Genomic DNA, 18,991 nt, shown 5'->3' with positions numbered 1-18,991 from the left:
AGTTCCTGCGGATTCGCCTTTTAGTATGTTTTTCACGGATCAGGAAGAGCAACGTGAACAACAGAGGTAGGTGGCTGTATGAAAAACTATTTGAAAACAAAGAGCTTAAATGAGTCGCATGGAGCGTTTGGTAAAGCGGGCGGGGCCGGTCTGGTTGCGCTTTGTTTGAGCGCGGGTCTGGCGTTGTCCGGGTGTGGCGGGTCTGCGGCGGTGTCTGATGGCGCAGCGGAGGACTCTTCTGGAACGGTGGTTGACGATAGTTCCTCCAGCGATTCTTCGAGCAGTTCTGGAGATGCCTTCAGCGTTGATATCACCAATGCCATATTCACTGAAACCAGTGGCGACTGCGCAGACTATGACAACTCGCTTGAAGCCTCCGTCACGGATATCCAGCGTGGGCTTGGTTTTGATGCGGCGGTGACTATCAGCAGCGACTCGGATAGTTGCACACTGGTCTCCAACTCGATACCCAACCACGACTTTAACGACGCCACCGCGCATTTCGCCAACAACGTGGCGGAAGTCAGTCAGAGTTTCAATATTCCCAGAAATCCTTCCTCCGCGTCTTCCACCACCTCGCTCAGCCAACGTCTGGTGAATGGGGTGATGTTGAACGGAGTGATATTGGATCTGTTGTCCGCAGGTTGCTATAACCCCTCCAGCCCCATGGCGGATGCGGACGGCAACACCGCCATTGGCTGTCCGGACACGTCCGATTGGCTGTTAGACCCTCTGGGCACAGATAGCAAATTTGGTGCGGACGCCCATAATGCCCACACCCAACCGGGCGGCCTGTACCATTATCATGGCAACCCCAACGCCATGTTCGACAGCAACCCCGGACCAAACGGATCGCCGGTGATTGGTTTCGCGGCGGATGGCTTTCCCATCTATGGAAGCTATTTTCTGGACCCTGACACAGGAACGGTGCGCAAGGCCGTATCCGGCTACACCCTAAAGACCGGTTCCCGGGGGACCAAGAGCACGAGTAACCCGGGCGGCTCCTACGATGGAACCTATATTGACGATTGGGAGTTCACCAACGCCGGCGACCTTGACGCCTGTAACGGCATGACGGTTGACGGTCAGTACGGCTACTACGTGACGGATGCTTATCCCTGGGTGCTGAATTGTTTCCGAGGCGCGCCTGACAGCTCGTTCTACAAATAAAGGGAGGTTGGCGATGAGCGCTTTCAGATTCGCATTTGCAGCGTTGTTTGCTCTTCTGACCGCCCCGGCGTGGGCGCACCAGGCTGGCGTCACCGATACCGCCGTGCAGATCGGCGCCAGCAAAGTGAAAGTTGTGTATACCGCGCCTGAGGCGGAGCTCGCCGCCGATTCCGTCATCGCTTCCAGGAGCGAAGCGATGACGACTTTGGTTGGCGCAGGCTTTCAGTTGCGCAACGACGATCGCGCCTGCGCTCTGATAGACGCCCGCTCACAGAACCTTGAGCAAATCGCCTCGCGTCAATTCGCCATGCTTTACGACTGCGGTAGTGATATCGGCGTCTTAACGGTCGGCTATCTTCTGTTGCAAAACAATGCCGGGCACAAGAATTTCGTGCGGATGGTCCTGGCGGACCGCACCGCCACGGTAGTGTTTGACAGTGCGCGCAGAACTCAGGAGATTCCCGTCGCGCAGTCTTTGCGGGCTTGGAACAAAGCGCTGACGGACGATTTTATGGGGGACCTGGGCGGCTCCAGCGGCATGAGCCAGTATTCCGACTACTTTATGCTGGGGCTGGAGCACATCGTCTTCGGCTTTGATCATCTCCTGTTTTTGCTGGGCCTGCTGTTACTGCCTTTGGGATGGAAACAGCTGGCAGCATTGATCACCTCCTTTACCGTCGCGCATTCGATTACGCTGGCGGCCTCCGTATTGAACTGGGTCAGTCCGCCGATGATGTGGGTGGAGGCGGGCATTGCGTTAAGCATTGTCTACGTGGCCCTGGAGAATCTGTGGGAGCTGCGTGGCGAACCAACCTCGAAAACCTTGGCTACCCGTTGGAAGCGGCGTCTACTGGTGACGTTCTCTTTTGGATTGATTCACGGCTTCGGCTTTTCGTTCATCCTGCGGGAAATCGGGCTCGGCGACCAATTGGCCGGGGCGCTGATGTCGTTCAATCTGGGCGTAGAGGCGGGGCAGATTGCTATCGTAACGGCGGCGTACGCCCTGATCTATTACGCAATGAAAGATTGGAATCTGTTGCGGATGGCGCGGGTCGGCTCGTTGTTTGTGGCGGCAATGGGCGGTTATTGGCTGGTGGAGCGCTTAGCCGCCTAACGCGGAAAAACTCGGCGTTGATCCTGTTTTAGCAGACGGCTAATCGCGGAAAAAATATTTGCATCAGGCTGTATTGAGCGCCCTGAGAGGCGCGGATAAAATCGCCGGAATTCCAACAATCGTCGGTGAGACAGCATATGTGGCGTTCGGTTTCTTCAAGCGAGCAGGGACAACAGCAGGAACGGCGTCCAGCCTCTGGCGGCGTCAAGGAATCCAGCTTTTGGTTGAGTCAGATATTCATGTTGGCGGCGACAGTGCTGGGGGTATTTCTCGCCGCCCAGGAAGGCCTCAATCAGGCGATTGCGTTCGATGACCTGACATCCCGTCAGAACAACTATTATTTACGCAGTTCCCTAGCCAGCGAGTTGCAGAGCAATATCGCCCAGGCCAGGGAGTATGCGGAATTTGTGCAACGTTCCAGCGACAACACGATCAAACAGTATCCGCTGCAATTGGATCTGTTTGTATGGGAGAGCATGCGCTATTCCCCCGCCACCCTGGAGACGCCGTCTGAGTTTATCTCGGAGATTCAACGCTTCTATCGCGAGGCCAATGATATTCGTCAGAAGATCGAGCGTAGGGTTTACGGGTCTGAGTTCGGCGGACAGGAGCTGCTGAAAGTGACGGAGCGCATGGAGAAAGACGTCATGCCAAAATTGCGCGCCAACATCGAAGGCTTGAAAAAGTCATTGGCGGACAAGGGCGTAGTGTTGGATTGAAATCGTTGTGTGGGCGACGATGTCGCCCAAAATGTTCAATTATTCCACAGACTTGCTTGCATTCTAGCGGGATGGGCTTGATCAGATTTTCTACGAGTGTTAGAACTTGATCCTGCCTACTAACGGAAAGACTTATCGCCACGCCATAAGCAAGGGATAAACTATGGTTAGCCTCGAATATCTGATGACTTCCCTGATTGTTGTATTACTCCCTGGAACCGGTGTGTTGTACACCGTATCCGCCGGTCTGATGGGCGGTCGGCGCGCAGCCCTGTTCGCCGCAGTGGGATGCACCGCAGGCATTATTCCGCATTTGCTGGCCTGCGCTTTGGGATTGGCGGCGATTCTACACGCCAGCAGTCTGGCCTTTCAGGTCGTCAAATATGTCGGCGTGGCTTATTTAATGTATCTCGCCTGGATGATGTGGAGGGAGTCCGGCGTTATTGCTTTTGACGCTTCGCCGGATGAGAAAAAAGCCACAAGCTTTGCGATCAAAGCCTGCCTGATCAATATCCTTAACCCCAAACTGTCCATCTTTTTTCTGGCGTTTCTACCCCAGTTCGTTCCCCATGACGCCGCCTCGCCAATCTCTCATATGTTGCTGTTAAGCGCTATTTTCATGGGGATGACGCTGGTGGTCTTCACGCTTTACGGCCTGTTCGCCAACGCTGTGCGCGACTACATCGCAGGCTCTCCCAAACTGATGCAATGGACCCAGAAAACCTTCGCCGGCGTTTTCGTCGCATTAGGCGTCAAGCTCGCGACAGTGGAGCGTTAAGAGCCTCAACTCACAGGAAGTCGTCAAAAGGAGTGAGCGTGAAAAGCTTATTTAACAAACTGGCCGGATTATTCTCCAACAGGGCGTCTGAGAGTGGCCAGGGCTCTGCGCCGATCACGCAGAATGAAACCCCGCAAGAGCAGTTCTGGCAAAAAGTCTACGATGAGCGCTCGGAATACTATGAGACCCATTTTGGCGCTCTGCCGTCGGAAATTCTAAAGATCGGCCATATGTTTGGCGTCTGGCCTGGCGGCGGGCTGTATATGATTCCCGCCAACAAGCTGGGGGAGGGCATGTGGGTGTACACCACCTTTGGCTTCACTAATCCCGATATGCCTTCAGGCGTCGCTGCGAATAATGTGGAAGTGGAGAAGGATGAACAAGGTCGCGTGATCAATAGCGCGGCGACGCTGACCCGAAAAGACGTAGCGGCGCACAACGAGGGCGTTCCCGGCTACGGATATGAGATGCTGATGATCGCCCGGGAAAAAGCGGAATGGCCGCTTTGGTTTCTGCAGTGGACCGCCAATGCGGAGATCCTCAACGATGCGGGCATACTGGAGCGGGTCAGCAAGCATGACGGCCTGACGGTGGAGGAGATTCAGGCCGGCGAATCTGAGTTCATCAATGTTTTGATCGCAAAAGCCCAGCCTCCGCTGCCGTCGTCAGGCAAGCTCTCCAATGGCAATATGGAAATCCTGATCGCCACCGTCATCACCGACGAGGAGATGCGCTGGTCCATGGAGCATGGTCGGCCAGCGCTGCTACAAAGATTGATGAAGGCCGGCGTGGGGCAGGTGAGCGATCGCCATCGGGCGAGTGTGGTGTGAACGCTCTTTTACTCTGCTTGTAATTCCGGCTGTTCAATCAGGCGCTCATAGAAAAGCGTGTCGGAATGGCGGGAAGCAAGATAGAAATTATTTCTCTCCAGCATCTTTATTGACGCGGCGTTGTCTCTGGCGACGCCGCAGCTTATTTTTGCGACGCCTGTGTTTTGCCTCGCCCAACCAATAATTCCTTCCATGAGTTCCGTGCCAAGTCCTCGCGACCAATATGCCTCGCCTAAAATGTAGCCCAGGCGCAATTCGGTGAGCCCCGAAGGGAGAGAGATCGGATAGAGAAATACGAACCCGACGACGTCGGTAGACATGATTTCCTTCACGACAAACACCGGCGACTCCGCTAACCGGTGGTCCAGCCATACGATGGCGTCCTGCCGATTGACGATGGGGCGCCAGTCATCAGGAGCAAAGCGCGTTGTGTTCGGTGTGATAATCCTCTCTATGTCGCGATAAAGGTCCTCGCCATCGCCCGTGGAGGTCACACAGCGAAGGTTGTACACGTAAAGTCTTTGTGTTTTGAATCCACATCGGTACATAGCGGTATAGGGCTCTCTCGGCTGGCGTTAATGGGCGATTCAGGTGGATATCTATCCTAGAGAGCGGGAGCCGGGCGCAGTAGAGCGGATATAGGCATTAAATCGGCGGATTTTGGGATTTGCTGCGTTGGCGGACATCACCGAATCCTCCTTTTCTGACTACACTAAGTCAGTAGACTGACCAACGCCGCCGCCAGTGCCAGTTCCAGTGATAGTGGACGAAACGAGCGCTTCTGCGATGTTATCTAAACGACGCCAAGGACAAAGCTTATCGACCCCGTTTAAAGCGCTGTTATCTCTCTTTGCGCTGGTTTGCATGGTGTTTGCGTCCGAAGGCGTTCCGGCCAAAACAGCGCAGGAGTGGGTGGATACGGAGTTCACCCCCTCAACTCTCAGTCGGGAACAGCAACTGCAGGAAATGCATTGGTTTCATAAAGCCTCCGAGCCGTTTCGGGGCATGACGATTTATGTGGTGTCGGAGCCAATCGATACCCATTGGTATGAAGCCGATACGCTCGCCAAAGCCTTCGAAGACATTACCGGCATCCGCGTCGTGCATGAAATCACGGGCGAAGATGATGTGGTGCGTAAGCTGCTGGCGCAGATTGAGACGCAACACAACATTTACGATGGATTTATCAGCGATTCAGATCTGATTGGCGGACATTTTCGCAGCGGCGCCGTGGTGGCGTTGTCGGATTATATGCAGGGGGAAGGCAAAGACGTCACCTTACCGACCTTGGATATAGAGGACTTCTTTGGCCTGTCTTTCACCACTGGGCCTGATGGAAAAGTCTATCAGCTGCCTGACCAGCAATTCCCCAGCGTGTACTGGTATCGTCATGACTGGTTCAGTCGTAAGGACTTACAGGACCGCTTTCGCAAACTCTATGGTTATGAGCTGGGCGTGCCGATGAACTGGTCGGCCTACGAGGACATTGCGGAATTTTTCACGGTGCATGTGCGGGAGCTGGACGGTCATCGGGTTTGGGGGCACATGGATTACGGTAAAACCGATCCCTCTCTGGGGTGGCGTATCTCCGACGCCTGGCTGGCGATGGCGGGGATGGGCGACAAAGGATTGCCCAACGGCCTGCCGGTGGACGATTGGGGTATCCGAGTGGAGGATTGTCGACCGGTTGGCGCCAGTGTTCAGCGCGGCGGCGCTCTGGATAGCCCGGCGGCTATATACGGCATCCGCAAATTTCTCGACTGGTTCCGGCTGGCGCCGCCAGAGGCTCTTAATGTGACGGATAAAGTGATGGGCGAGTGGGTCGGCTCCGGCCTGATTGCCCAGCAAGCGTTCTGGTATACCGCCTATCTGGCGCAAATTACTCAGCCGGGGCTGCCTGTCGTCAACGCCGACGGCACGCCAAAATGGCGCATTGCGCCGTCGCCGTTGGGGGCATACTGGCGGGAGGGGATGAAGTCCGGTTATCAGGACGCTGGTTCCTGGACCTTTCTGAAAAATACGCCGGAGAAGCGCCGCAAAGCCGCCTGGCTGTATGCGCAGTTCACGGTATCCAGGACGGTGTCCCTGAAAAAGACAATGGTGGGGCTCACGCCGATTCGACTATCCGATATCAACTCCCAGGCGATGACGGACCGTGCGCCTTATCTGGGAGGGTTGGTGGAGTTTTATCGCTCCAACGCCCGTTACTATTGGACCCCGACGGGGACCAACGTGCCCAATTATCCCAAACTTTCTCCCCTGTGGTGGAAGTATATGACTCAGGCGTTCAAAGGAACCCAGCCGGTAGAGGAGGTCATGCATGATCTGGCGCAGGCCATGGATGAAGAACTGGCGGCGATCGGCCGCGAAGAACCCGGTCCCTGCGCGCCCCGCCTTAACCCCCAATCCTCCAGAGAATACTGGCTCAACCAGCCCGGCTCGCCAAAACTCGAGCTTAACGAACGCCCGCCGGGGAAAACCTTGAGTTATGAAGAAGCGTTAAAGGCGTGGCATTGAGAATCTTCAGGTTAGAAACTATTCAGAATGGAAAGAAGGCGCTTAAAACCGGCCCCAAAGGCAGCGTCAGCAACAACAGGGCATAGATCAAGAGCGCGGTAATAAAAGCGGCGAAGTTCAGCAGCTTTTGTTTTAGAGGGGCTTTCTGCATCAGGCTTTCCTCGCGCAGAGGAAACACGCTCTTATCCAGGTTGAAGACAGCGTATAAGCCCAGGATGGAGATGGCGACTAATATCGACACCGATAGCCATTGTTGGAACAGGCCGACGATGACTGCGGTGGTGATGCAGGCTTCGAACAGCATGAGTCCGGCGGAGTGGAAAAAGCGATATCTGGCGAAGCCCTTATGGCAGTTGTTGCAGTACAGTGGCGCGCCGATCACGCCGGAATGTTTGTCCCATATTTCCAGACTGTTTTCTCCACAGCCAGGGCAGTCGGCATACTTGGGCATTTGGTTTGACTTCTTGGTTGGCGAAATGACTGAAGCGTCGCATCATTCAGGATTTACCCTGGGAATGCAAAAAATCCAGATGCGCGCTAATCATGGCAAGCCGTTCATCTTGAAGCCCTGTTCTTTACGCGGCTAGAATCCTTCTCCTGAATTCACTCATCAAAGGTCTATGGATATGCAGCAGTCCTCGCCCGCCGCGACCCACGACGGTCGTCGCACTCAGGAAACACACGCCAAGAAAGAGGGAAACGGGATCAAGGAGTCCAGTTTCTGGATCAGCCAGATATTCATGATCCTGGCGACGGTGCTCGGCGTCTATCTGGCGGCGCAGGAAGGGCTAAATCAGGCGATTATTTTTGACGACCTGACTTCCCAACAAAACAATTACTACTTACGCAACTCGCTGGCCAGCGAGCTGCAGAGCAACATCATGCAAGCGGAGAAGTATGCTGAGTTCGTGAAGTCTCCTCCCAGCCGCAGCGCGATCAAAATGTTTCCGCTGCAACTCGATTTATTCGTTTGGGAAAGCATGCGTTACTCTCCCTCGGCGTTGGAGACGCCCAGTCAGTTTATCCTCGAAATCCAGCGCTATTACCGGGAGTTGGAAGACATTCGCGGCAAAATTGAGAGCAGCGCCTATGCGCCTCATTACGGCGCAGAGGAGATGAAAAAGCGTACGGAGCGGATGAAAAACGAGGTGCTGCCCAAGTTGCTCGCTAATGTGGATACGTTGAGACGTTATTTAAAAGAACACAATGCGCCCGTTGATTAATCCTTCGCGGCGCAACAATGGCGTTATTTGTGCCGGGTCTCTGACATCACCCAGAGAGAGATACCGTTGCTGACGCTTCTGCAAAAAGCCAGCACCGGCTTCTCGCAATGTTCCATGATATCGATAAAAGAGCTGATTTGAGTTTGCTCGTCCACATTTTTATGCGAAGGAACGCTGTGGTAAGACAGTCCGAGGGCGTCAGCCCCGCGGCGTAGAGATTCTGATTCCGCCTCCTGGTCGGGTTCGTTATTGACGATTGAGCGCACGCCCAGTTGGGCGGCGGCCTCCAGCTCGTCGCTTGACAGGCTGGAGGTAACGTAAAAATCAATTGCTAATCTGGTAATCGACACTGTTTACCGCCTTCTAATCGTAATAGACGCCAATCCCTGATGTAGGACTCTTTGTGAAGCCCTGCGCAAAGCAGTTGGTTTGGCCAGTGCTTGCGCGGGCTCCTTAGTTGTTGTTCTTCACCTTAATTCTCTGCGCCTTGACGGACTGCACGCCGGTCAAGTCGCCTACTATTTCCACAAACGCGCCCACCTTGAGTCCGTTCTGCGAACCGGAGGCGTCGCTGATGTCCACGGAGATGCCAAGAATGGTCAGCACTTCGCCGGAGATGGCCGTTACAGGGCCTTCCACTGTTACCGCGTCATCCGCGCGCAGGCGTTCAATGCGGGTGGCGGTCAAGGGCGTGGTTCCACTCGCCGCTCTAACGGACAGTCTGTCGCCGCTGCGAATGTCATCCAGCCCGAAGTAAGGCTGGTGCGCTTCGCTGCGGTCATCGAAGGCGGTCAGTTCATTGACGCTGAACGCGACGCCAAGGATGACGACCTGTTTGTCTGTTTCGCTGACTAAATCCGCGGCAGCTTCGACATGAATGTCATTGGTCTTCTTGAAGGTAATCGTTTGCGCCTGCAATACGCCGTCCGCGTCAATCGGCCCTTCTGCTTCAATACGTACGCCGTCAGCCAAATCCTGTTTCTGACCTTTTTTGAATTTGGCGCTGGCGGCGTTGACGGGCTGACCGCTCAGAGAGAAGCTTTGTTGCGACGCAAAGTCAGTGATGATGCCCTCATATTCCAGTCTGACGCCGCTTGCGGACATATCGCCGCGGGCTTTCAGTTTGACTTTCGCAGCAATGACGCCGGTATCTTCAAAGAAGCGCCCGTTGACTCTCACGTATTGGCCAACTTCTGGTTGTCCGCTGGAGAAGCCCTGCAGATCCGCCATACTGTAATCCACGCTCAAATCGCCGATGACGAAAGTGCGGTCAGGCGTGTCCACGCTTTGGATAACGGCGTTCACCGCTACCTGTTCGCCATCGCTGTAGGCGTCCGCAACTTTTTCGATGCGAGTGGCCACAACGCCTGTTGCGTCGGTTAACCCACTGATCGCCACCACCTGGCCGATAGCGAGGTCGCTGAAGTTGAGATTTTCAAATACAGCGCTATCAGGAATCAGCGCGGTTTGTCCCAGTACGGTGATCTCGGCGTTATAGTCATCGACGTAATTCACCTCGGTTATCGGGCCGAATAAGGTTTGCTCAAAACTGATGCGACGAGCGTCGCCTGTTGTTTCGCTTGCATCCAGAGCGCCCTCGATAAGCACCACCATGCCCACTTTTAGTGCGCTTTCGGAATAGCCGCTAATGCTGTCGATAACGATGTCTGCTGAATCTGTCTCGTATTCCACGCCATTGACGAATACGCTGCCGAAGCCGCTGATTTCGCCGCGAGCGGCCACTGGCGCGCCAGTGCCTTCAATACCGCCGTCAGAAGATGCGCCGCCGGAGCAGGCTGAGAGCAGGCTGGTCGTCAATACCAGCGCCGTCAGGGCGTACAGGAATCTGCTCATGGCTGCTCCTCGCGGGTTAAGGACTGCTCGAAATAGTATACGCCTATTCCCGCGCGGAATTTTCCGCTGCCCTGAAGCTTGGCATTGACGCCTCTGTCGTACCCGGATAACCACCGGTTTATGCGCTGCAAAATTTCTTCCACCTCTTCTTTACTGCGTCCGCGAATCGCTTCCAGACATTCCATGGGGATATCGTTGTAGGCCACGGTGCGCTGGACGCGCGCTTCAGTGCGATCCGCCTCCAGGTTGTGGTCTATGGTGCGAAGCAGATCCGCGACCGCCGTACTCATAATCCTTAGCTTCTCTTTTAAATCAGTTTGCGGCACGTAGCCGTCCACCTTTAGAGCAACCCGTTTGCCCGCCGCCTCTCCCTGGTCGCTGACCTCCACGGAGTCCAGTCTGATCAGCTCGTCCAGAACCGCGCGAACCGGCACGTCGCCGCCATAGAGACGCACCAGCTCGCTGAAGCTAGTGTCTCCCTCATCCAGAGGAAGGGAGAGCGGCGCGCCATGTTCGTCCTGAAAGCGAATGTCTCTGATCCAGCCGTTGACGACCCTGGAACTTCTGTTGGCGCTTTGCGCCTCGCCAGTCTCAATGGGGTTGGGCAGCTTCTCCAGTCTGGCGATTTCTTTGCGGTTAATGCCGGTCAATACGGACACTCTGGAGAGGCTCTGCTTACGGTTAGGGAGAGGAAACTCCTCGGTAGCGGCATCTATATAGGCGCGCTTCGCGATTTCCGCGAACTCGTTGTACGACATGCCGCGCCGCAACAGCAGCGCAGCCAAGGGCCGCAATAATTTGTAAATGGCGGCGTACAGCGCCTGACTTAATGCCTGGTTCATGATTTGGGATATTATCGCCAAACTGTTGGTAAAAATGTGAACTGGTTCACAAAACGATTCTGATGTTTGGGCTTATTATCCCAAAAGAACACAACCAACCCATAGGAGTAGATGTCATGAATCGTTGGATTGCCATAGCGTTCACGTTGCTAATCGCCTCATGCGGCGGCGGAGGCGGCGGCTCCGGCAGTGACGACACTTCCGCTGCGGACGCCAAAGTGGGCTTGATCCTCACGGACGCTCCCAGCGGCGATTATACTAGAGCCATGATTACTTTCACGAAAGTTGAGCTGGTAGGCGATCAGGGCAAGGTGACCCTGTTCAGCGGCGAAGAGACTTTCGACTTATTGAGTCTTCCCGACTTTTACGAATTTCTGGACACTACCGACGTTCCCGCCGGCAAATACAGCTCTTTGCGCATCACTACGTCAGACGTAAATTTGTATGAAGACGACGGTGCGGGCGGTGAAACTGAAGTGCCTTCCAAGCTGCCTTCCAAAGTCATCAAAGTGGTTAACCAGGGCGGATTCACCGTCACACCGGGTTCCGTACTGTTCATTGAAATCGATTTTGATATGAACAAAGCCCTCAAGTTCACAACCACGGGGCAGGGCAAAGTTATCATTCGCCCAGTCGTGTTCGCCAACATTCGCTCCGAGATCCCCAATAACAAATTCGTACGGGTTCACGGCGACATTGAAAGCGTGGGCGACAACGCCTTTAGTTTGTGCCGCACTCAGTTCATCACAGATACCAGCGCTACCCCGGCGACCAGTTCCGAGGACTGCATGCGCGTGCGGATGGATGAGGATACCGGCATCTTCGCCAGCAACGGGCTTCCCGCTGAGGCGTCGTCACTGGTTGAGGGCGATGAAGTGACGGTCATTGGTCGTCTGGTTCGGACCGTCGCCACGTCGCCCGACATTGACGATGCGAATTTGCCGGAAGAAGGCTACTGCATTGTCTGGTATCTGGATCGCAGCGTGGAAGAGCAGCCTGCCCCGCAGTTGTGCTCAACAGTCACCGCCGTGCCTGAGGGAGCGGTTCTGGTTAACAGCCAGGGCGTCGTGGATGCTCATATCTTCGTTATCAATGCGTTGACCATCGAAGAAGGTCTGTTGACCGCATTCAGACGCTACGCCGGTGAAACGGCGTCCACCGTAGATGTGGATACCAGTCGCTTTGACGTCGCTCTGGATGAAGGGCAGGGCATCGCTACAGATAGTCCCATCGCCGTGCAGTTGTTCCCGAAAACCCGCGTATTTAACGATGCGGGAACCGAGTTGACGCAGGCGGATATCCAAGTGGGCCTGAACGCTCTGATTGATGCGGTGCTGGTGCTGCCGAGCGGAGAGGATAATTACCTGCGCTCGCCTTTCCTGGTGCTGAGTGAGAATGACGAAGAAGCGGGCGTCAGTGGTGAGCTGCTGTCCGTGGACGGCGACAACCTCCGTCTCACAGTCAGCGGCGACGCTGGCGATCGATGTGTTGACGCCGCCGGCGCCAATATCTATCTGGTTGTCACCTCTGGCGATGAGACCACTAAAATGTCCGCTGCGTTCAGTGATCTGGCGGCGGGAGACACGTTGGATATCTTTGGAGAGGAAGATATTGCAGACGGTTGCTTCAATGCAGAGACAATTTTTATCTATTAAAGATAAACAATTGATCACGGGGCGCTGACGATACTGGCGCCCCCTATACAACCGCGCCGGCGAGCAGGCATTTTCTGTTCGCCGGCGCAGTCGTTTACAACAGCTCCCAGTCCCCCCGCACCAGACGGAAACACTGTCCCTGTTCCGGTAGATAGACATCTTCGCGCTGATATATCAGGTCGCCCAAACGGGCCTTTTCCTGTTCCAGAACCTGATACAGGCATATCAGGCTACCGGCTTTGAAAGTGAGACCATGATAGGCCTCCCAACTGCCGTGAAAATCATGTCGGTCTTTTTTAATCGAACGGCATTCGAGAAATATCAAATCCGCCTCGCCAGCCAGACGTAAGGGCGCTTCCAACAGCACGCCTTCTCCGTTGAAGAACAGCGCGCCGTTAGGCCCGGACAGCAACAGGGCGCGATTGGGCGCGGCATGTTGGGTCATGGCGGTGGACAGATTCCAGGGACCAACGGCGAGTCCTTTATCGGACTGCTTCCAGCGCAGTAGAAAGCAGAGCCGTTGCTCAGGCCAGATGGCGTAATTCAGCAGATTTTGCAACAGGGGGCGATGACCGTGAGGCGTAATCAGCACCAAGGGCTTGGTGCGTCCCTTGGCGTGCATCCAATTTACCAGGGTAATAAGGCCGGCGGCGTGGTCCGGGCCGCAATGGCTCAGCAGAATGGCGTCGATATCCTCGATGGCGGTCTCTCGCCGCCACAAGGCCTGAGGTACGCCGGGGCCACAGCCGATCAGCATCTGAAAACGCTCTTCCGTGACGAGCAGGGATGAGTTTACCCGGGCGCGGTCGTAAGCTTCACCGCTCCCCAACACTTCAATGTGCATAGCTTTCCTCATAAATCCTGGGGCCTGGACGGACTGTCTATGTTCCGTTCATTCCAACGAGCGATGACGGCGTCGATTATCCTGGGCTGCCCCGACGCGTCAATGCGGCCGCTCATTGTAACCAAATACAACGGCGTCAGGGCAACTCCCTTTACGTTGCAAATTGGATCAGGCGTTGTAAGTTAATTTATTGAATTTAAAAAGATACAGAACGGCGGCGCGAGGCCGCCGTGGGGGGAGATCAGGTTTGCGGCGCGGAATCTCCCGGAGCGCCGGCGAACTTATTGATCAAAGGATTGGCGTACATTTCCAGAATGTAGCGTTGCAGCAGGTTAGGGTAGCCGCCGACCCGATCGGAGAACTCCGAGGCTTTTTGCCCCATTTCATCCCGATCCAGGTTGTCCCAGGCCTGTCTGGCCTGTCCCGCCAGCTCCTGCAGACGATGCAGCGACTCCTCCTGTAAATGAGCGAAAGACTCGCTCAGCGTTTTCAGCTGCTCAAACGCCAGAATATTGGAGGGGAACAGCTTGTAGTTGCGGGTGATCTGCCGATCAATCGCGGCGGCCACTTCTTCCGCATCCTCAAAATCCTGTTGCAACGGCTCGCCGAAGGCAATGTGCACACGACCTTTGGGGCAGGAGATGCCGCGGATGATGCTGGCGATGTCCTCGCCTTCGCCCTTCACATATTCGGACTGCTCCCGCGCCTGCAGTTCTTTCGCTTTGAGCAGATCGCAGGGATCGTATTCATAGGAAATGGACACCGGCACGATATTCATGCGTTTGATGGTGTCGCCAAAGGCCATGCCTTGCTTGCGCCCATAAATATTCAGCATCTTGATGATGGCCGGATCGGTTTTATCCAGGCCATTCTTCGCTCTGCCTTCCCGCTGTGCGATCCAAATGGAGCGATTTTGCGACAAGGTGTCGTCAATATAGGCGGAAAGCTGGGTTAACGCCTGCAGTTTGGCCTTGTGACCCTCTACCGAGCGCTTGACCGTAAAGCTCCGGTTGAGACGCATGATGTCGGACACCAGCGGGTTCGACAACAGGTTGTCGCCGATGGCGATTTCCACGAGTTCGCGACCAGATTGATACAGCGCGAAGTTGACCAGCGCTGGGTCCATGGCGATGTCGCGATGATTGCTGATGAACAGAAAGGCGCGGTCCTTGGGAAGCTTGTCCAGCCCTTCATAGGTGAAGCCGGAGGTGGTTTTCCTGACGGTGTTGGTCATGAAACCCGCCACCATGTCCTGAACATCGTGTATGGTGTTGATTCTGCGCAGATTGTGCTGCAGATTGCGTCTTACCAGGAACGAGGTGAGACTGCGGCAGTATTTGGATAACCTGGGAAACTTATAATGTTCTATGGCCCTGACGAGTTGCTCGTCATGGCGCAGCCGCGAGATCACCTGAGGAACTTCATCATCCCGATAGGGACGAATATCATCAAATGTACTCATGAATTATATTTATGCTCATGCTTGTTGGACGCGCAAGTGTCTCATTAATGTTACAGCCGGTCCATTACAAAATGTACGTGAATCGCTGTGATAATGAGCGCTAAGCGCTTGTTTCTTTAAAATATTCCGCCCACTTTTCATCCGCTTCGTCACCGAACAGAATCCGGCAGGCCTCCAGCAAACCTTGGGCGTTTTTAATTTTATCACGCCGCACCACCAAAGATATTTTCGATCTTCGGCGTAGAAAGTCATCCAGTTTGGTCACCATTTCCCGTCGCGCCGCCTGTTCTATCTCGCAACGCAGGTACTCCGCATTCTCGATCAGCAATTCCGCCTGCCTGGGATCGGCGCGAATAGTCTCCAGCAGGTCGAAGGCGTGCGCAGCGTAACGTCGCCATAGTCTAGTCGACAATTTTTCCGAAGAGGACGGTGGCGTCAGGCTGTCGAGGTCCATGAGTCGGGCCTGATGCATGAACTCCTCTTTCACCCGGTTGGGAGGCTCCCCGTACCAGATTTTATCGGGGTAGGGCGGATACATCCCAAGCGCGGCGGCGGCCTGGCAGATCTCATCGCCCACATTCAGGCAGTCCGTGAGCTTACCGCCGAAGATACTGATGTGGCGGGTTTCGGCATTGACCTCAATCACGTGTTTGCGCGACAACTGCAGCCAGTCCGTCTTGGCGCCATTGTCGCCTTGCACCGCCAAAGGCCGAACGCCGCATCGTTCGGCCACCACGTCGCTTTCCGTCAATGGTTGCGGCAGGAGCAAACGCGCATTGATATTGTCCAGCACGAACTTGCGGTCTTCCGGCGTCACGGTCGCATAGGGGGATTCCATGCGCGTATCCGTTGTGCCGATACAGGTTTTCGGCCCCATGGGAATGACAAAAAACAGGCGGCCGTCGTCAGCGAAAAAAGTCAGCACCCGCTTGTTATTCGTTATGCGATCGACAATCAGATGGATGCCTTTGGAGAAGGCGTGCCGGCACTTGGTTGTTTGTCCGGTCAGCCGATTGTGCTCATCCACGAAGGGGCCGCAGGCGTTGACCAACAACCCCGCACGGATCTGGAACTCTTCCCCGGAGATATTATCCCGGGCATCGATGGTCCAGATGCGGTCCGCCCAGCGTGCGCTGACCGACTCCACGTAATTAGCGGCGATGCAGCCGTAATCCATGGCGCGGCGGATGAAGTTAAAGACGAAACGGGCGTCGTTGTCATGCAGAAAGGCGTCGGAGTATTCGAAGCCGCCTGTGCTGCCCTCCGTATTCACGATAGGCTCTTCACGACCGATCCGCTCTGGCGTCAGGTAGTGGGGGAAGCGCGTGAAGCCATTGCCCATAAACCAATACAGCACCCCGCCCAGGTAGAGAAACCAGGGCGGGTAGCGAAATCCTTTTTTGATCGTGGTGAAGAAGCGGATTTCCTGCACCGTGGAGGGATAGCTGCGCATCAACTTGTTGCGCGACATACAGAGTTTGCGCACCAGGCCGAACTCGTAGGTTTCCATGTACTTGATGCCGCCCCAGGCCAGGTTGGAGGACTCCTGGCTGGTGAAGCCGGCGAAGTCGCCCCGATCTATGAGGGCTACTTTCAGTCCTCGCGCGGACATGGCGGCGGCGGAGACTGCGCCATTAACGCCGCCGCCGATCACCAGGGCGTCGAAACTGAAGCGGCGGAGCTTGCTGAGATTATTGTCTCTGAGCTGCATGAAAACCGGGTTCCTCTGAACAGGAAGTACGACGGTTGTGGTTATCTTTTATCCAGTATTGCAGGCAAGGACGGATTTCGCGAATTCCGCTAGCCCTGCGCGAGTCTGGAAACCAGGAAGTCCACTGCGGCTTTGACTTTGGGAACGGCGTATTTGGGGCGTTGATAGAGCAGGTAGATGCCGAGTTGGGTGGCGCGACTGACATGCAGAGGGTAATCCAGCTCCAGGATGTGAAACCCGGCCGGAAGAGCCCCCGACCTCAACACCCAATTTGGCATCATCGCCAGTCCCTTGCCCTCACTGGCCCACTGTCGCAGCAGGCGAGGGGAGCTGGTGATCAGGGCGGGACGGATGTCCACCTGTCGCCAGCGACCGTTGATGTTGGCCTGCCAGTAAAGCACTTGATCGGAAGTGCGGAAGAAGATCCCCCGGTGCTGGCTTAAATCTTCTATCCGTAGCGGCATTCCGTAACGTTGCAAATAGGCGTCGGAGGCGGCCAGTGAAAAGTTGTTGTCGTCAATATATTTGGCCACCACCCGTTCATCTGGAATCTGTCCTGCGCGCACGGCGATGTCTACCGTATCCCGCATGATGTCGACGACCTTATCCGTCAGGTCGATATCAATGATGATCTCGGGATAAAGCGCCTCAAACTCAGGCAGAATCGGCACGATCCGACTTTCACCGTAAGAGGGGCTGCAGCTGATGCGCAATACGCCCGAGGGCTTGCTGCGGTAGTTGACGATGAGTTCATCCGCATTATCGAGACCGCGCAATATCTGGCTGCAGTGCTGGAGATAGATCTCGCCGATTTCCGTCAGCCTCACGACCCGGGTAGTGCGGTGTAGCAGGCGTGCGCCCAGTTCTTCTTCTAAAGCCTGAATTTGGCGGGTAACGCTGGATACGGGGATGTCAAAGTGTCGTGCGGTATCGCTGAAACTACCGGTTTTTCCCACGTGGTCGAAAAAACGCAGCGCTCTGAGTTTATCCATGTGTTTTATATTTTTGCTGAAATGACAAAAGTTATTTGAAATTTAGCATATTTATCTTTCCTGAAGGCAAAAATAAACTGGTTTCAGAATTTCAAGATTGATAAATCTTCTACACATAAGGAGCGCGCCATGAGCTACAAAGCAGTCAAATTAGTGAAAAGACCTGAAACAGACATCACGCCGGCTTGTTTCGAGCTGGTGGAACTGGAGGCTCCTGCGCTGGAGCCAGGGCAATTTCTGATCAAACAGACCCATATGTCTCTGGACCCGGCGATGCGTGGATGGATGAACGCCGCGACCGACAGCTATATCCCCCCGGTTGGCCTGGGCGAAGTCATGCGCTCCAGTGGCGTCGGAGAAGTCGTGGAATCCAGGAATGACAAGTTTCCCGTTGGCGCCAAAGTGGCGGGTATGTTCGGATGGCGGGAATATCTGGTCAGCGGCGGCAAAGGCGTCTCCATCATGCCGCAGGAACTGCCGGCGGAAGCGATACTCTCCGTGCTGGCCTTGCCTGGTGTGACCGCCTACCACGGGTTGATGGAAGTGGCGAAGCCCAAGGCTGGTGAAACTTTGCTGGTTTCAGGCGCAGCGGGTTCGGTGGGCTCGCTGGTGGGCCAAATCGCCAAGGCCGAGGGGCTGCGGGTAATTGGCGTCGCTGGCTCGGAGGAAAAGCGCCGCTGGCTGGTGGAAGAGCTGGGCTTTGATGCAGCCATCAATTACAAGACGGAGGATCTGGCGGAGGCAGTGAAAGAAGCGGCGCCGAACGGGATCGACATTTATTTTGAAAATACTGGCGGCCCTATTCAGCATGTCGCCATGGCCAATATGAACGCGTTTGGACGTATCGTGGTGTGTGGAGTGATCGCCGACTATAACGCTGCGACCCCGGCGCCGGGGCCAAGCTGGACGCAGATCGTTAAGAAGCGCCTCAGTATCCAGGGTTTCACGATGCCGGACCATATGCATCGCTTTGGCGAGTTGTCGCAAAAAGTCGGCGCATATCTCCTGGCGGGAAAAATCAAATACCGCACTCACGAATTGAATGGTCTGGAAAGCGCAATAGAAGGGATCAATCTGCTGTTTACCGGCGCCAATGAAGGCAAGCTGTTAGTGCGTCTGTAATCGCCATTCTCGTCGTTATATTTCTCCGTGCGCCGCCGCAGAGGTTGCGGCGCTGCGGAGAGATGTAAATTTTATGTAAACACTTCCCGCGCTTTTTTTACAAACTCATGTCTGATGTCTTTGTGTCTGCAACCGTATTCTGACTCCAACGCAAAAAC

18 protein-coding genes are annotated in these 18,991 nt (G+C 55.1%); 9 read left to right on the top strand and 9 right to left on the bottom strand.

Annotation, left to right across the window (positions count from 1 at the left end; translation table 11 throughout):
• Positions 1-78: 78 nt before the first annotated feature.
• The 5 genes from ACQYWX_RS19455 to ACQYWX_RS19435 all read left to right on the top strand — a co-directional run bounded on the left by ACQYWX_RS19455 (position 79) and on the right by ACQYWX_RS19435 (position 4,611).
• Complete coding sequence (locus tag ACQYWX_RS19455) at positions 79-1,170, top strand: YHYH protein (RefSeq protein ID WP_431686019.1); 1,092 nt, start codon at positions 79-81, stop codon at positions 1,168-1,170.
• A 13-nt stretch (positions 1,171-1,183) separates the two neighbouring features.
• On the top strand, positions 1,184-2,284 hold the full coding sequence (locus ACQYWX_RS19450; RefSeq protein ID WP_431686018.1) for a HupE/UreJ family protein: 1,101 nt from the start codon (positions 1,184-1,186) through the stop codon (positions 2,282-2,284).
• A 137-nt stretch (positions 2,285-2,421) separates the two neighbouring features.
• Positions 2,422-3,003, top strand: a complete 582-nt coding sequence (locus ACQYWX_RS19445) for a hypothetical protein (protein WP_279507452.1) — start codon at positions 2,422-2,424, stop codon at positions 3,001-3,003.
• Positions 3,004-3,166: 163 nt separating this feature from the next.
• Positions 3,167-3,781 carry a LysE family translocator gene (locus tag ACQYWX_RS19440; protein ID WP_431686017.1) on the top strand — a complete coding sequence of 205 codons (615 nt, stop codon included), beginning with the start codon at positions 3,167-3,169 and terminating at the stop codon, positions 3,779-3,781.
• A gap of 38 nt (positions 3,782-3,819) precedes the next feature.
• Positions 3,820-4,611: a suppressor of fused domain protein gene (locus ACQYWX_RS19435; RefSeq protein ID WP_431686016.1), complete on the top strand. Its 792-nt coding sequence runs from the start codon at positions 3,820-3,822 to the stop codon at positions 4,609-4,611.
• An 8-nt stretch (positions 4,612-4,619) separates the two neighbouring features.
• On the opposite strand, the gene ACQYWX_RS19430 is transcribed toward ACQYWX_RS19435, so the two are convergent.
• Positions 4,620-5,123 (bottom strand): GNAT family N-acetyltransferase, encoded by a 504-nt coding sequence (locus ACQYWX_RS19430; protein WP_216739423.1) that lies wholly within the window; start codon positions 5,121-5,123, stop codon positions 4,620-4,622.
• A 274-nt stretch (positions 5,124-5,397) separates the two neighbouring features.
• On the opposite strand from ACQYWX_RS19430, the gene ACQYWX_RS19425 reads away from it, so the two are divergent.
• Complete coding sequence (locus tag ACQYWX_RS19425) at positions 5,398-7,128, top strand: ABC transporter substrate-binding protein (protein ID WP_431686015.1); 1,731 nt, start codon at positions 5,398-5,400, stop codon at positions 7,126-7,128.
• 22 nt (positions 7,129-7,150) lie between these two features.
• On the opposite strand, the gene ACQYWX_RS19420 is transcribed toward ACQYWX_RS19425, so the two are convergent.
• Positions 7,151-7,579 carry a hypothetical protein gene (locus ACQYWX_RS19420; protein WP_216739424.1) on the bottom strand — a complete coding sequence of 143 codons (429 nt, stop codon included), beginning with the start codon at positions 7,577-7,579 and terminating at the stop codon, positions 7,151-7,153.
• A 175-nt stretch (positions 7,580-7,754) separates the two neighbouring features.
• Here ACQYWX_RS19420 and ACQYWX_RS19415 point away from each other — a divergent pair, with 175 nt between their 5' ends.
• Positions 7,755-8,351 (top strand): hypothetical protein, encoded by a 597-nt coding sequence (locus tag ACQYWX_RS19415; RefSeq protein WP_216739425.1) that lies wholly within the window; start codon positions 7,755-7,757, stop codon positions 8,349-8,351.
• 23 nt (positions 8,352-8,374) lie between these two features.
• Here the strand turns inward: ACQYWX_RS19415 and ACQYWX_RS19410 are convergent, their stop codons facing one another.
• From ACQYWX_RS19410 to ACQYWX_RS19400, 3 genes are all read right to left on the bottom strand, one after another.
• A complete protein-coding gene (locus tag ACQYWX_RS19410; RefSeq protein WP_431686014.1) occupies positions 8,375-8,701 on the bottom strand; it encodes a beta-lactamase hydrolase domain-containing protein in 327 nt (108 codons plus the stop codon).
• A gap of 103 nt (positions 8,702-8,804) precedes the next feature.
• Positions 8,805-10,205 (bottom strand): DUF5666 domain-containing protein, encoded by a 1,401-nt coding sequence (locus ACQYWX_RS19405; protein WP_431686013.1) that lies wholly within the window; start codon positions 10,203-10,205, stop codon positions 8,805-8,807.
• Positions 10,202-11,047: a DUF6502 family protein gene (locus ACQYWX_RS19400; RefSeq protein WP_431686012.1), complete on the bottom strand. Its 846-nt coding sequence runs from the start codon at positions 11,045-11,047 to the stop codon at positions 10,202-10,204. The genes ACQYWX_RS19405 and ACQYWX_RS19400 overlap by 4 nt, the downstream gene beginning before the upstream one ends.
• A 116-nt stretch (positions 11,048-11,163) precedes the next feature.
• Between ACQYWX_RS19400 and ACQYWX_RS19395 the strand changes: the two genes are divergently transcribed.
• Positions 11,164-12,702: a DUF4382 domain-containing protein gene (locus tag ACQYWX_RS19395; RefSeq protein ID WP_431686011.1), complete on the top strand. Its 1,539-nt coding sequence runs from the start codon at positions 11,164-11,166 to the stop codon at positions 12,700-12,702.
• Between the two features lie 94 nt (positions 12,703-12,796).
• Here ACQYWX_RS19395 and ACQYWX_RS19390 read toward each other — a convergent pair whose 3' ends face one another.
• The 4 genes from ACQYWX_RS19390 to ACQYWX_RS19375 form a co-directional block, all read right to left on the bottom strand.
• Complete coding sequence (locus ACQYWX_RS19390; RefSeq protein WP_216739430.1) at positions 12,797-13,546, bottom strand: MBL fold metallo-hydrolase; 750 nt, start codon at positions 13,544-13,546, stop codon at positions 12,797-12,799.
• Between the two features lie 241 nt (positions 13,547-13,787).
• Positions 13,788-15,008, bottom strand: coding sequence for a 1-acyl-sn-glycerol-3-phosphate acyltransferase (locus ACQYWX_RS19385; protein WP_431686010.1), 1,221 nt, complete (start codon positions 15,006-15,008; stop codon positions 13,788-13,790).
• A gap of 100 nt (positions 15,009-15,108) precedes the next feature.
• Positions 15,109-16,719 carry an FAD-dependent oxidoreductase gene (locus tag ACQYWX_RS19380; RefSeq protein ID WP_431686009.1) on the bottom strand — a complete coding sequence of 537 codons (1,611 nt, stop codon included), beginning with the start codon at positions 16,717-16,719 and terminating at the stop codon, positions 15,109-15,111.
• 89 nt (positions 16,720-16,808) lie between these two features.
• Positions 16,809-17,711, bottom strand: a complete 903-nt coding sequence (locus ACQYWX_RS19375) for a LysR family transcriptional regulator (protein ID WP_279507471.1) — start codon at positions 17,709-17,711, stop codon at positions 16,809-16,811.
• A gap of 129 nt (positions 17,712-17,840) precedes the next feature.
• Here ACQYWX_RS19375 and ACQYWX_RS19370 point away from each other — a divergent pair, with 129 nt between their 5' ends.
• Positions 17,841-18,833: an NADP-dependent oxidoreductase gene (locus tag ACQYWX_RS19370; protein ID WP_431686008.1), complete on the top strand. Its 993-nt coding sequence runs from the start codon at positions 17,841-17,843 to the stop codon at positions 18,831-18,833.
• Positions 18,834-18,991: the final 158 nt, after the last annotated feature.

Origin of the sequence: Hahella sp. NBU794 (assembly GCF_050749805.1) — a bacterium.
Taxonomy (GTDB): Bacteria; Pseudomonadota; Gammaproteobacteria; order Pseudomonadales; family Oleiphilaceae; genus Hahella.
This window is presented reverse-complemented; position numbering and strand designations above follow the sequence as displayed.

Coding starts and splice junctions, on each gene's coding strand:
- ACQYWX_RS19455 (WP_431686019.1), top strand. CDS start 79: ATGAAAAACTATTTGAAAACAAAGAGCTTAAATGAGTCGCATGGAGCG.
- ACQYWX_RS19450 (WP_431686018.1), top strand. CDS start 1,184: ATGAGCGCTTTCAGATTCGCATTTGCAGCGTTGTTTGCTCTTCTGACC.
- ACQYWX_RS19445 (WP_279507452.1), top strand. CDS start 2,422: ATGTGGCGTTCGGTTTCTTCAAGCGAGCAGGGACAACAGCAGGAACGG.
- ACQYWX_RS19440 (WP_431686017.1), top strand. CDS start 3,167: ATGGTTAGCCTCGAATATCTGATGACTTCCCTGATTGTTGTATTACTC.
- ACQYWX_RS19425 (WP_431686015.1), top strand. CDS start 5,398: ATGTTATCTAAACGACGCCAAGGACAAAGCTTATCGACCCCGTTTAAA.
- ACQYWX_RS19420 (WP_216739424.1), bottom strand. CDS start 7,579: ATGCCCAAGTATGCCGACTGCCCTGGCTGTGGAGAAAACAGTCTGGAA.
- ACQYWX_RS19415 (WP_216739425.1), top strand. CDS start 7,755: ATGCAGCAGTCCTCGCCCGCCGCGACCCACGACGGTCGTCGCACTCAG.
- ACQYWX_RS19405 (WP_431686013.1), bottom strand. CDS start 10,205: ATGAGCAGATTCCTGTACGCCCTGACGGCGCTGGTATTGACGACCAGC.
- ACQYWX_RS19400 (WP_431686012.1), bottom strand. CDS start 11,047: ATGAACCAGGCATTAAGTCAGGCGCTGTACGCCGCCATTTACAAATTA.
- ACQYWX_RS19395 (WP_431686011.1), top strand. CDS start 11,164: ATGAATCGTTGGATTGCCATAGCGTTCACGTTGCTAATCGCCTCATGC.
- ACQYWX_RS19390 (WP_216739430.1), bottom strand. CDS start 13,546: ATGCACATTGAAGTGTTGGGGAGCGGTGAAGCTTACGACCGCGCCCGG.
- ACQYWX_RS19385 (WP_431686010.1), bottom strand. CDS start 15,008: ATGAGTACATTTGATGATATTCGTCCCTATCGGGATGATGAAGTTCCT.
- ACQYWX_RS19380 (WP_431686009.1), bottom strand. CDS start 16,719: ATGCAGCTCAGAGACAATAATCTCAGCAAGCTCCGCCGCTTCAGTTTC.
- ACQYWX_RS19375 (WP_279507471.1), bottom strand. CDS start 17,711: ATGGATAAACTCAGAGCGCTGCGTTTTTTCGACCACGTGGGAAAAACC.
- ACQYWX_RS19370 (WP_431686008.1), top strand. CDS start 17,841: ATGAGCTACAAAGCAGTCAAATTAGTGAAAAGACCTGAAACAGACATC.